The sequence below is a fragment of the Mycobacterium simiae genome (assembly GCF_008370645.1).
In the GTDB taxonomy this organism is placed as follows: domain Bacteria; phylum Actinomycetota; class Actinomycetes; order Mycobacteriales; family Mycobacteriaceae; genus Mycobacterium; species Mycobacterium simiae_A.
Genome location: NZ_VTZN01000010.1, coordinates 40,820 through 52,346, shown reverse-complemented (window position 1 = coordinate 52,346; position 11,527 = coordinate 40,820). Strand labels below are relative to the sequence as shown.

Sequence of the window (11,527 nt, the reverse complement as noted above, 5' to 3'; positions counted from 1 at the left end):
CCCCTCCCCTTCAGGGATGACATCAATAGGAGCATCAACCCCGAGCCGACAACGCCGCGCTACGGTCTGCCCGGAGTCGGCGTTTGCTCGTGTGGCTCAGCCAGGGGCGCTGCTATTGGCACCATGACGGTGCCCTGCCCGGCCTTTTCGAAATTGAAGGTGAAGTTATACATGAGGCCGTTGCTGATGGGTTTGTTCAACATGACGCTCGCCCTGGCGGTTTGATTGGACGGAAGGGGGCCTGGCGCGACGACCTGGCCGTCCGGCGTGCCGATAAACAGCATGCCGCCCGCCGGTAAGCGAGCATCGCCGCTCATCGTCACCGTGCCCGCCTCGCTGGTGATGCTCACCAGTCGATCGGCTACGTCCGGGGATTGGTTGACGGCGACCAGCACCAAGTCCACTGACTTGCCCGGTGGCAAAAAATCGCCAGTGCGCTGCAGGGCCTGGACACGGATGTCGCGTAGCGCAACGTTGTTGATAGTTAGCTGGTTGCCGTTGACGGCGGACTCCTGCGACGCCGTCTGGGAGATCTGACCGGTTCCGCAGCCGCTGGTCAAGGTGGCGATCGCTGCGACCAGGCCCGCCACGGAGAGGCGGATCTTGCAGAGCTTCACTCAATGCCTCCTGCTGAGTTCGGAGCATGGCAGGTCACATGACGGCATGCTGACAGCGATTCAACTATGCACAGTAGTAGTTTGGTTTCGCCGGCGGTAGCACTGGTGTCGACTAAGGGCCTGTTGGTAGCTTAAGTGGCCCAACCGTGATTCTTGAGTCAGGTTTGGGGTTGGGTTGTTTTGGGTTCAGGCGGCGAGCCGCCTTGGCGGGTGAGGTCGTCGAAGGCGGTCTGGTAGGCGTGTGCTGCTCGGCGAAGCGGGGATGGCTGGGGTGGGCTGGGGTCGCTGGTTTGGGCCAGGGCGGTGCGGAGTAGATGGTTGTGGGTGTGGGTGAACAGCAGCGCGTGTTGCTGCCCGGTGTCGGTGACGCGGTAGCGCTGGCGGCGGGGGATGCGTTCGATGAGGCCGTGGGTACGCAGGCGCGGGTGCCGGAGTCGGTGACGAGGGGCGTGGTGAGATCGGTGAAGGCCTTAGCGCCGCGGATCGGGTCGAGGCTGATGGTTTGGACGCCGAGCAGGCGCCGGTTGGCGGAATAGCCGAGCTGCCGAAGTTCGGGCAGGCTGGTCAGCCGTTTGGTGACGCCGAAGTCGTGGGGGTTGTTGATGGTGGTTTCGGTGCGCAGCGCCATCCTTTGTTGGTGATACTGCTTGATCTTGGCGGTCTTGTAGTCGACGTGCAGCGACGGGACGACACCGGCGGTAGCCATGGCGCCGGCGGTGCCGGCGGCCTCGGAGGTAGCGGCGGCAAGGGCGGTGATGGCGGTGTTGGTGGTTCCGGCGGGCAAAACAGTCCCCGCGGTGCTCACGCTGCGGCCGGTAACCACGGCGCGTCCGGTGCGAAGGGTGCGCGCGGCAGCGACGGCCAGGCGGGTTTCTCCAGCTGATTGGGGACGAGATGCCGTTTTGGCGGACCCACGCGGCAGAAACCAAAGGCGGTCCGGCTGCTGTGTGGGCGGCATGACTGCGCTTAAGTGAACCCAAATGCGTTGCCACATTCGGGGCGATTGGTCGTCGGCCACCAGCAACAAGTTCGCTGGTTTGCCGGGTTACGGAAAATCGCCGGTGCGCTGCAGGGCCTAAATGCGGATGTCGCGCAGCGCCACGTTGTTGATTGTGAGCCGGTGTAATTGACGGCGGGCTCTGGTTGGCGGTTTGGGAGTTCTGACCGGCGCCGCGACCGCTGGCGATCAGGCCGACGACGGCTAGCCAGGCAGGCGGGCCTTCAATCGGGTTCGCCCAGGGGCCTCTCCTGGGTTTTGAGCTGGATTGGTTGCATGACGGCACGCTGGCGGTGATTCGGCGTTGCACGGCAATAGGCAGGCGTCGCCGGTGGCAATGCCGGTGTCGAGGGCGGGTGCGATTCGGGATCTAGGTGGCCACTTCACGAAGATTTCATGGCGGTGACATCGCCATTACCTATACCGGCAGGTGAGTGGGGGCCGTCGGTTGATGGAGGTTTGTCATGTCCTTTCTTCTGATGGCGCCGGAATTGGTGTCCGGCGCGGCGGCGAACTTGGCGGCGGTCGGCTCGGTAGTGAGCACGGCCAATGCGACGGCGGCGGCGACGACGACGCAGTTGGCAGCTGCAGCTGGCGATGAGGTGTCGGCGGCGATTGCGGCGTTGTTCAGCGGCTATGGGCGCCAGTATCAGGAGCTTTCTGCGCAGATCGCGTGGGCGCAGGACGAGTTTGTGCGGGCGCTGAATGGCGGCGCAGCCGCATATGTCGCCGCCGAATTCGCCAACGTTGAGCAGGTGGTGTTGGGCGTCGTCAATGCGCCGACCCAGACGCTTCTAGGGCGTGCCTTGATCGGTAATGGCGTCGATGCCAACGCGCCGGGGCAGGCGGGCGGCGACGCCGGGTTGTTGTGGGGCAACGGTGGCCGTGGTGCGGCTGGTGCTGCCGGTCAGGCGGGTGGTGCCGGCGGAGCTGCGGGCCTGATTGGGCATGGCGGAGCTGGCGGATCCGGCGGTCTGGGCGCGGCGGGCGGGGCTGGTGGGGCCGGTGGGCTGTTCTATGGCACTGGGGGGGCCGGCGGGATCGGCGGTGGGGCCGGCGGGATCGGCGGTCGCGGTGGTGACGCCGGATGGTTTGGTCGCGGTGGTGACGGCGGGACCGGCGGGGTTGGTTTCAGCGGCGCCAACGGTGCCGTCGGAGATCCAGGTGCTGACGGGGGCGCCGGCGTTGTAGGTGGGGCTGGTGGTGCCGGCGGTGGCGGGGGACGCGGCGGGCTGCTGCTGGGTGACGGCGGTGCCGGTGGAGGCGGCGGGATGGGCGGTACTGGCGGTGTTGGCGGTGCCGGCGGCGCCGGGGTGGCGGGCCTAAGCGTTGCGGGCGGTGATGGCGGTGACGGCGCTCGCGGTGGGACCGGCGGACCTGGCGGTGATGGCGGTGCCGGAGGCGCCGGCGGGCTGCTGGCTGGTGCCGGCGGCCGAGGCGGGCTGGCCGGCCTTGGCGGCGCTGGCGGCGCCGGTGGCGCAGGCGGCGCTGGCGGCGCGGGAACCAGCGGCGGCGCTGGCGGTGCCGGCGGACAGGGCGGCGGCCAGGGACTCGACGGCGTCGACGGTGGCCGTGGCCGCGGCGGCTTCCTCTCCTACAACGTCGGCGACGCCGTCCGGTCGCTGCAAGCTGAGCAAGCCGGTGGTGCTGGTGGCGTCGGCGGTGCCGGCGGAAATACGACAGCGCCCGGCGGAGTCGGTGGTGACGGTGGGCCCGGTGGTGATGGCGGGGACGCCACGCGCGTCGGTGATGGCGGCATCGGTGGCGCCGGTGGACCCGGCGGTTCGGGAATGGCCGGCGCCGATGCCAGCGCCGCGGGCGCGGCCGGTACCGACGGCGGGCGGGGCGGAGCCGGTGGGAAAGGCGGTTCGGGCGGGGCTGGTGGGAGCGCTTTAGGCTTCGGTGGCGCTGGCGGCAGTGGGGGTGCCGGCGGTGTCGGTGGAAACGGCGGAGCCGGGGCTGACGGTGCCAAGGACACCGGCCAAGACGGTGGTGGTGGCGGGCGCGGAGCGCCCGGCGGCAAGGGTGGGGACGGTGGCGACGGTGGCTTCTCGCCGACCGCGTTGGGGGGTCGCGGTGGTGACGGCGGCATCGGCGGTAGCGCCGGAAATGGCGGAGCTGGCGGTGACGGCGGCAACGGGCCCAACGGCGGCAGCGGTGGCTCAGGCGGTGACGGCGGTGATCGCGGTTTCGGCGGGGCGGCCGGACGCGGTGGCGGCAGTGGGATCGATTTCAATGGTGCTGACGGTCGCGAGGGTGCTAGCGGTCCAGCTGGCGGTAATGGCGGTGCCGGGGGGGACGGCGGTGACGCCACCCCGGCTGGAGTAGGGAAGGCTGGCGGGAGCGGCGGGTGGGGTGGTGCCGGCGGCAATGCGGGGCGAATCGGCGGCGGTGGCGCCGGGGGCGATGGTGGGTCCGGCGCGGACGGCGCAGACGGTGTCAACCCCACTCCCCTCCCCAAAGCTGGACAGGCCGACAACGGGCTCCCCGGGCCGGCCGGAGGGGGCGACGGCTTTGACGGTAAAGACGCAGTCCAATTCTCGGGCGGGACCGGAACAGGCATTTGGGGTGGCGACGGAGGTGACGGTGCGAGCAATTCTGGCCCTGGCGATCGTCAGGGAGGCGACGGCGGCAAGGGCGGAGCCGGTGGCCTCGGCGCCAAGGGTGGGCAGGGCGGTGACGGCGGCCAGGGTGATGCCTCTGCCGGTTTCGGTCAGGGCGGCAAGGGCGGGAAGGGCGGTGCTGGCGGTGCCGGTGGTGACGGCGGTGCCGGCGGACGAGGGGGATTCGCAACTGGCGAACTTCTTGTTCTCGACGGTGCGGACGTGGTTGACATAGGTCAAGCTTTCGGCGGCGAGGGCGGCGCCGGCGGGAATGGCGGTGCGGGCGCGAACGGCGGTGATGGCGGCAAGGGCGGCGACGCCGACGCTTACAACGCTATTGGCGGTAAGGGTGGTGCTGGCGGTAGGGGCGGTGCTGGTGCGTCGGCCTTTGCCGGCGGGACCGGCGGTAAAGGCGGAGCCGGTGGTGCCGGCGGTTGGGAATCCGGCAATGGCGGCCAAGGCGGCCAAGGCGGCCAAGGCGGCGGGGGCGGCGACGGTGCGGGTGGCGGTCGCGGCGGTGGTGGTGGCGGCGGCGGCGACATTTACCGATTCGGGGGCCCATTCGGCAAAATCCCCGTCCTGACGGGAGATTCTGCCCCCGGAATGGGCGGCGCCGGCGGTGACGGCGGTGTGGGCGGCAACGGTGGTGCCGGCGGTAACGGCGGCGCCGGCGGGGCCGGCGGTGCGGCAACGGCAGGCATTGCGGGCAGCCACGGCCTCGGCGGTCAGGCCGGCTCCGGGGGCGCCGGCGGCTCCGGCGGTGACGGTGGTGCCGGGGGCGCTGGCGGGAAGAATGGCACCATCGCTCGAGGTGGTGACGGAGCTGACGGCCGGTCCGGTGCCAACGGAGTCCGGGGCGTAGACGGTCAGGCGGGCGCCTCTAGTTAACCCCGACGGCGGTACTTGAACTCTCTGCTGGCAGCGTCGACCAACCTGCCGGCACCGGGTGGCCATGCTCCATCGAGTTGGTCAGCGGGACCTCGTCCCACCCGGCAAGAGTTGGCGGCGCTGCCCGACGGGTGAGTTTTCGGCTTCCGCACCACAGAGCGCGCTCGAGATTGCGGTGACAGCCGGCAATCGGCGCGGCGATGCACGTCTTGAATCGCCTGTCAACCCCCAATCTTCGGCTGCGATGCCCCTGACCTGCGCAGTTGATCCGCGTGCGGGAGGGCGGCGTGTTAGCATGGAGTGACGAAAGGGGCTCAAATCAGATGATCTTCAAGGTCGGTGACACCGTCGTCTATCCACACCACGGTGCAGCGTTAGTCGAGGCGATCGAAACCCGAACCATCAAAGGGGAACAAAAAGAGTATCTCGTCTTGAAAGTGGCGCAGGGCGACCTGACCGTTCGTGTGCCGGCTGAGAACGCTGAGTACGTTGGAGTCCGCGACGTCGTCGGCCAAGAAGGCCTCGACAAAGTTTTCCAGGTTCTGCGTGCCCCGCACACCGAAGAGCCCACCAACTGGTCACGCCGTTACAAAGCGAACCTCGAGAAGCTCGCTTCCGGCGATGTGAACAAAGTGGCTGAGGTGGTGCGCGATCTGTGGCGCCGCGACCAGGAACGCGGCTTGTCCGCCGGAGAGAAGCGGATGCTGGCCAAGGCCCGGCAGATTTTGGTCGGCGAGCTGGCGCTCGCTGAGAGCACTGATGACGCCAAGGCGGAGACCATCCTGGACGAGGTTCTGGCCGCCGCTTCCTGAAGATCCCGAGGCTTCTAGATGGCCGAGGGAACAGGCGCCGTAGCGGCGATTGTGCCGGCCGCAGGGTCGGGCCAACGGCTGGCTGCTGGCGTACCTAAGGCGTTCTATCAACTTGACGGGCAAAGTCTGGTCGAGCGGACGGTCGACGGTCTACTGCAGTCGGCTGTCATCGACACGGTCGTGGTAGGGGTACCCCCTGATCGCACCGACGAGGCGACGTTGATCCTCGGGCACAAGGCCATGATCGTGGCCGGCGGTGCCAGCCGCACCGAAACCGTGCGTCAGGCACTGTCGGCCCTAGCGCAGACCGCCGCGCCAGAGTTTGTGCTCGTGCATGACGCAGCGCGGGCGCTGACACCGCCCGCGTTGGTCGCGCGTGTGGTCAAAGCACTGCGCGATGGCCACGTCGCCGTCGTGCCGGCATTGCCGCTCACCGACACCATCAAGGCCGTGGACGCCAACGGCGTAGTAGTGGGCACTCCCGAACGGGCGGGGCTCAGGGCGGTGCAGACCCCGCAGGGTTTCGCCACCGACTTGCTCTTGCGCGCATACCAGCACGCCGGAACTGGTGACTTCACCGATGACGCCTCACTAGTCGAGCACATCGGCGGTCAGGTGCAGGTGGTGCCGGGTGACCAGTTGGCGTTCAAGATCACCAGCCAGCTGGACCTGCTACTGGCTCATGCGATCGTGCACCGGTGAGCGGGCTGCCGAGGGTGGGTCTGGGTATCGACGTGCACCCGATTGAACCCGGGCGCCCGTGCTGGCTGGTGGGCCTGCTGTTCCCCAGCGCCGACGGTTGTGCCGCACACTCCGATGGTGACGTCGCTGCTCATGCGTTGTGTGACGCCGTGCTCTCGGCAGCGGGCCTGGGTGACATCGGCGATGTGTTCGGGGTCGACGATCCGCGGTGGGAAGGGGTCAGCGGGGCCACAATGCTTCGTCATGTCGTCGAGCTGATCACCCATCGGGGCTATCGAGTCGGTAATGCTGCCGTGCAGGTGATCGCCAACCGGCCCAAGATCGGTTGGCGACGCCTCGAGGCGCAAGCCGTGATGTCGCGACTACTCAATGCTCCGGTGTCGGTGTCGGCCACCACCACCGACGGACTTGGTCTGACGGGGCGCGGCGAGGGTAGGGCCGCCATCGCGACGGCATTGGTGGTTTCGCTGCGGGAACCGTTCACAGCACAGTAGGGTCCCCCGCTCTTGCGGTAGCAGGCAGTAAGCTGGCACGTCGTGACCGATAGCGCACGCTTGCGGCTTCATGACACGGCGACCGGCGCTGTGCGTGATTTCGTCCCCCTGCGCGACGGGCACGTCTCGGTTTACTTGTGCGGCGCCACCGTTCAGGGCCTGCCGCACATTGGACATGTCCGTAGTGGCGTGGCATTCGACATCCTGCGACGCTGGCTGATCGCGCGAGGCTTCGACGTCGCGTTCATCCGCAACGTCACCGACATCGACGACAAGATACTCAACAAGGCCGCCGCAGCGGGTCGGCCATGGTGGGAATGGGCGGCCACCTACGAGCGCGCATTCACCGCCGCCTACGACGCCCTCGACGTGATGCCGCCGTCGGCCGAGCCGCGAGCCACCGGGCATATCACCCAGATGATCGAGTTGATCGAACGCCTGCTTGAAACCGGTCACGCCTACCGCGATCTTCGGGCCGGCGGCTCAGATGTTTACTTCGATGTGCTCAGCTACCCGGAATACGGTCAGCTGTCCGGGCACCGGATCGAGGATGTGCATCAGGGCGAGGGGGTGGCTACCGGCAAACGCGACGAACGCGACTTCACCCTGTGGAAGGGTGAAAAGCCCGGTGAGCCGTCCTGGCCGACGCCCTGGGGCCGTGGCCGTCCGGGTTGGCATCTGGAATGCTCGGCGATGGCCCGTAGCTATTTAGGGTCTGAGTTCGATATTCATTGCGGTGGAATGGATTTGATCTTTCCTCACCATGAGAACGAGATCGCGCAGAGCCGGGCTGCCGGCGATGGGTTCGCCCGCTACTGGCTGCACAACGGCTGGGTGACCATGGGCGGCGAAAAGATGAGCAAGTCACTGGGCAACGTGTTGGCCATACCGGCGATGTTGCAGCGGGTTCGGGCGCCCGAGCTGCGTTACTACCTGGGCAGCGCCCATTACCGCTCGATGCTGGAGTTCTCCCATACCGCTCTGCAGGACGCGGTGAAAGCCTATGTGGGAGTTGAGGATTTCCTGCACCGAGTGCGCAGCCGGGTTGGGGCCGTGCCGCTCGGCAGCTGGACACCACGATTCGCCGAAGCGCTCGACGACGATCTCTCGGTTCCGATCGCGCTGGCCGAAATTCACCACACGCGTGCAGAAGGCAACCGGGCACTCGACGCCGGCGACCATGACTCTGCCCTGCAGAGTGCCAGTTCAATTCGCGCGATGATGGGCATCCTGGGCTGCGATCCACTCGACGAACGCTGGGAATCGCGCGACGAAACATCGGCCGCCCTGGCGGCGCTGGATGTGCTGGTGCAGGCCGAGCTGGAGAACCGGGAGCAGGCGCGCGAGCAGCGTGATTGGGTGCTGGCCGACCAGATTCGCGATCGGCTCAAGAACGCCGGCGTCGAGGTCACCGATACCGCCGACGGCCCGCAGTGGATGCTTGGCGGTGACGGCAAGTAATGGCCGGCAATTCGCAACGGCGGGGGGCAGTCCGCAAATCCGGAACCAAGAAGGGCACCAGTGTTGGCTCGGGCGGTCAGCGCCGTCGAGCGCTGGAAGGCCGTGGTCCCACGCCGCCGGCGCATAAGCGTCCGCATCACCCCGCCGCAAAGCGGGCTAAGGCGCAGCCGCGCCGCCCAGGGAGGGGTCGAACCGACGAGACCGAGACAGTGCTTGGCCGTAACCCTGTCCTGGAATGCCTGCGGGCCGGCGTTCCGGGCACCGCGCTCTACGTTGCGCTGGGCACCGAAGCTGACGAGAGATTAACCGAATCCGTCTCACGAGCAGCCGATCTAGGAATCTCAATCCTCGAAGTGCCGCGGGACGATCTGGACCGAATGACTGCCAATCACCTGCATCAGGGCATCGCTTTGCAGGTGCCGCCGTACCGCTACGCCCATCCTGACGATCTGATCGCCACCGCCATGGACAAGCCGCCGCCGTTATTGGTGGCGCTGGACAATATTTCCGATCCACGCAACCTCGGCGCAATCGTGCGTTCCGTGGCCGCCTTTGGTGGCCATGGTGTGCTGATTCCGCAACGGCGCTCGGCTTCGGTGACGGCGGTCGCGTGGCGCACCAGCGCGGGTGCGGCCGCCCGGATTCCGGTGGCGAGGGCCACCAATCTCACTAGGACACTGAAGGATTGGGCCGACCGCGGACTTCGGGTGATCGGTTTGGACGCCGGCGGCGACACCGTGCTGGACGAGCTGGACGGCGTTGACCCATTGGTGATGGTCGTCGGCTCGGAAGGAAAAGGGCTGTCCCGGTTGGTGCGGCAAACCTGCGATCAGGTGGTGTCCATCCCGATGGCCGGCCCGACCGAATCATTGAACGCTTCGGTGGCCGCCGGGGTGGTGCTCGCCGAAATCGCGCGCCAGCGCAGGCGTTGACTGGCGAGCAGACGCAGACTCGCATGAATCGGCAAGAATTAGTGCGATTCTGCGTCTGCTCGCGGACACGCGCAGCGCATGGTCATGATGCCGTCACCGGTGAACCTATCCACCGTGCCGCCATAACGCCGCACTACCACCGCCGCGCGCCTGGCGAGGTCGGCCAGGATCTCGCACAACCGCTCGGGATCCACGGTGACCAAAGCGATGTCCACCGCACGAACCACGTCGGCGAACAACTCCGTGACACTCCCGATGATGACACCCTGGCCGGCGAGTTGCACTCGTCGCAGAACTAACTTTCGGCCGCGATTCTGCACCGCAAGGCTCGGAAGCTCCTCACGCCCACGGGTCTTCGCGCCGAAACACGGTGGGCAGTTGTAACGCGACGCCATCCTGAGTAGCCAGCTCGTCGAGGATACGGACGGACACGTCGAAGTTGTCGGCCGCGTATCGGATTGCGCGCAGCGGTTTCGAGAGTGGACAAAAGAAGTCGTCCCAATGGATGAGAATTACCCGGCGAGGGCGCACCGCACGCACTACTTCGGTCCAGTAGTCAAGCAGATATGACCGTGGCTGCAGGCCCAGTTGGCCGACGCCGAGATAGACGACTTCGGCGGCATAACCATCCAGTGCGCCTTTGACGAAACCGGCACTGCCCTGAATCAACATTCGCCGCGCCGACGGTCGGTGGCATACCAGCATCGACCAGGCTTCACCGCAGCGGTAGGCCGCCACCCGCACCGGCGGCCGCACTGGCGCAGTGATCACGCCGGGGAACCGGTCCGGCGGACAGTGGCGCGACTCGACCAGCGTAACATCATAGGCGCCCAACGCAATTGGCTTGCCGGAGACCGCGACCACCAGGCGGTCTGCGGACAGCCCATAGCCCCGCCCGACGTTGGCCGCGGACTCGCCGCCGACTAGCTGTGCGCCGGTGCGGTCGGACACCAGCGCGGAATCCATGGCATGGTCGATGTGGGTGTGGACCGGGATGACGGCGGCAAGCCGCGACACTTGGGCCCGGGCCAGGCAACGCTCGACGCGCTGCGGCGAAGGTGCCACCTTGGCCAGCGCCACCTGCACCAGATTGGGCCGGGAGAAGTAGCCGTCGGTCATCAATGCCGACGAGCCGTCGTCGAGCAGCAGTGTCGATACCCCGATCCACATCACCGATAGCGGCGAATCAGGCTGGGCCGCGGGCACAGTGAAACGGTTCGAATAGCGAGCAAGGTCAGGTCGACCAAGTTTGAGCCGCATCAGCTGAACGCCTTGATCTCGGTGCCGGCCTCCTGCAGCCGATCACGCACTGCGGTCGCGATTTGCACAGCGCCCGGCGAATCACCATGAACGCAAATCGATTCCACCTGAATAGGGACCGAAATGCCGTCGACAGCGATGACTTGGCCGGAGGCGACCATGTTCAGCGCGCGGTCGGCGATCGCCGCGGCATCGTCCAGTACCGCGCCGGGTTCCCGGCGCGAAAGTAGCTGCCCGCCGGACGTATACGCGCGATCGGCGAACGCTTCGGCAACTGTGCGCAAGCCGACGCGGGCGGCTTCGTCGAAGAACACCGAACCCGCCATGCCCAGCACCGGCAGCGCCGGGTCCACCAAACGCACCGCCTCGGCCACGGCAGCCGCCTGCTCACGGTGGATCACTATCGTGTTGTAGAGGGCGCCATGGGGTTTGACGTATGACACCATTGAACCGCCGGCCTGTGCGATCGCCTGCAACGCGCCGATCTGATACACCACCTCGGCAACCAAGTCCTCGGCGTCGACGTCGATGAAGCGCCTGCCGAACCCGTGCAGGTCGCGGTAACCCACCTGAGCTCCAATCCGCACGCCGCGGTCGGCCGCCGACCGGCACACCCGCAACAGGCCGGCCGGATCGCCGGCGTGGAAGCCACATGCCACGTTGGCGCTGGTCACGATCGCGAGCATGGCATCGTCGTCACCGAGCTGCCAGGCGCCGAATCCTTCGCCCAAGTCGGCGTTGAGGTCGACAGATCCCACCTG

The 11,527-nt window shown here is 67.3% G+C and carries 10 protein-coding genes and 1 pseudogene; 6 read left to right on the top strand and 5 right to left on the bottom strand.

The genetic code is table 11. The features are described 5' to 3' along the window. Window positions 1–59: 59 nt before the first annotated feature. Both F0Q45_RS03375 and F0Q45_RS27490 read right to left on the bottom strand, forming a co-directional pair. Entirely contained in the window at window positions 60–617 is a 558-nt protein-coding gene (locus F0Q45_RS03375) for a hypothetical protein (RefSeq protein WP_149652572.1), read from the bottom strand. A gap of 112 nt (window positions 618–729) precedes the next feature. Next, complete coding sequence (locus tag F0Q45_RS27490) at window positions 730–1,422, bottom strand: hypothetical protein (RefSeq protein ID WP_188112766.1); 693 nt, start codon at window positions 1,420–1,422, stop codon at window positions 730–732. Window positions 1,423–2,078: 656 nt separating this feature from the next. Between F0Q45_RS27490 and F0Q45_RS28990 the strand changes: the two genes are divergently transcribed. From F0Q45_RS28990 to rlmB, 6 genes are all read left to right on the top strand, one after another. After that, window positions 2,079–5,105 (top strand): PE family protein, encoded by a 3,027-nt coding sequence (locus tag F0Q45_RS28990; RefSeq protein WP_188112765.1) that lies wholly within the window; start codon window positions 2,079–2,081, stop codon window positions 5,103–5,105. Window positions 5,106–5,428: 323 nt separating this feature from the next. After that, the gene (carD, locus tag F0Q45_RS03345) at window positions 5,429–5,917 is read left to right on the top strand and encodes an RNA polymerase-binding transcription factor CarD (protein ID WP_003419482.1); all 489 of its coding nucleotides are present in this window, start codon (window positions 5,429–5,431) and stop codon (window positions 5,915–5,917) included. A gap of 18 nt (window positions 5,918–5,935) precedes the next feature. Further along, the gene (gene ispD, locus F0Q45_RS03340; RefSeq protein ID WP_149652568.1) at window positions 5,936–6,619 is read left to right on the top strand and encodes a 2-C-methyl-D-erythritol 4-phosphate cytidylyltransferase; all 684 of its coding nucleotides are present in this window, start codon (window positions 5,936–5,938) and stop codon (window positions 6,617–6,619) included. Then, a complete protein-coding gene (ispF, locus tag F0Q45_RS03335; RefSeq protein WP_149652567.1) occupies window positions 6,616–7,113 on the top strand; it encodes a 2-C-methyl-D-erythritol 2,4-cyclodiphosphate synthase in 498 nt (165 codons plus the stop codon). Before ispD ends, ispF begins: the two co-directional genes overlap by 4 nt. A gap of 42 nt (window positions 7,114–7,155) precedes the next feature. Then, the gene (cysS, locus tag F0Q45_RS03330) at window positions 7,156–8,574 is read left to right on the top strand and encodes a cysteine--tRNA ligase (RefSeq protein ID WP_149652566.1); all 1,419 of its coding nucleotides are present in this window, start codon (window positions 7,156–7,158) and stop codon (window positions 8,572–8,574) included. Continuing rightward, window positions 8,574–9,506 (top strand): 23S rRNA (guanosine(2251)-2'-O)-methyltransferase RlmB, encoded by a 933-nt coding sequence (rlmB, locus tag F0Q45_RS03325; protein ID WP_149652565.1) that lies wholly within the window; start codon window positions 8,574–8,576, stop codon window positions 9,504–9,506. The genes cysS and rlmB overlap by 1 nt, the downstream gene beginning before the upstream one ends. A 77-nt stretch (window positions 9,507–9,583) precedes the next feature. Here rlmB and F0Q45_RS03320 read toward each other — a convergent pair. The 3 genes and pseudogenes from F0Q45_RS03320 to F0Q45_RS03310 all read right to left on the bottom strand — a co-directional run. Continuing rightward, a pseudogene (locus F0Q45_RS03320) lies at window positions 9,584–9,799 on the bottom strand (hypothetical protein); the annotation flags it as partial. Window positions 9,800–9,845: 46 nt separating this feature from the next. Further along, entirely contained in the window at window positions 9,846–10,766 is a 921-nt protein-coding gene (locus tag F0Q45_RS03315) for an MBL fold metallo-hydrolase (RefSeq protein WP_149652563.1), read from the bottom strand. Then, the gene (locus F0Q45_RS03310; RefSeq protein ID WP_149652562.1) at window positions 10,766–11,524 is read right to left on the bottom strand and encodes a LamB/YcsF family protein; all 759 of its coding nucleotides are present in this window, start codon (window positions 11,522–11,524) and stop codon (window positions 10,766–10,768) included. Before F0Q45_RS03310 ends, F0Q45_RS03315 begins: the two co-directional genes overlap by 1 nt. Between the last annotated feature and the right edge of the window lie 3 nt (window positions 11,525–11,527).

Bases quoted from the DNA above. Each gene is read 5' to 3' on its own strand.
- F0Q45_RS28990 (WP_188112765.1), top strand. From the start codon at position 2,079: ATGTCCTTTCTTCTGATGGCGCCGGAATTGGTGTCCGGCGCGGCGGCG.
- rlmB (WP_149652565.1), top strand. From the start codon at position 8,574: ATGGCCGGCAATTCGCAACGGCGGGGGGCAGTCCGCAAATCCGGAACC.
- F0Q45_RS03315 (WP_149652563.1), bottom strand. From the start codon at position 10,766: ATGCGGCTCAAACTTGGTCGACCTGACCTTGCTCGCTATTCGAACCGT.
- ispD (WP_149652568.1), top strand. From the start codon at position 5,936: ATGGCCGAGGGAACAGGCGCCGTAGCGGCGATTGTGCCGGCCGCAGGG.
- carD (WP_003419482.1), top strand. From the start codon at position 5,429: ATGATCTTCAAGGTCGGTGACACCGTCGTCTATCCACACCACGGTGCA.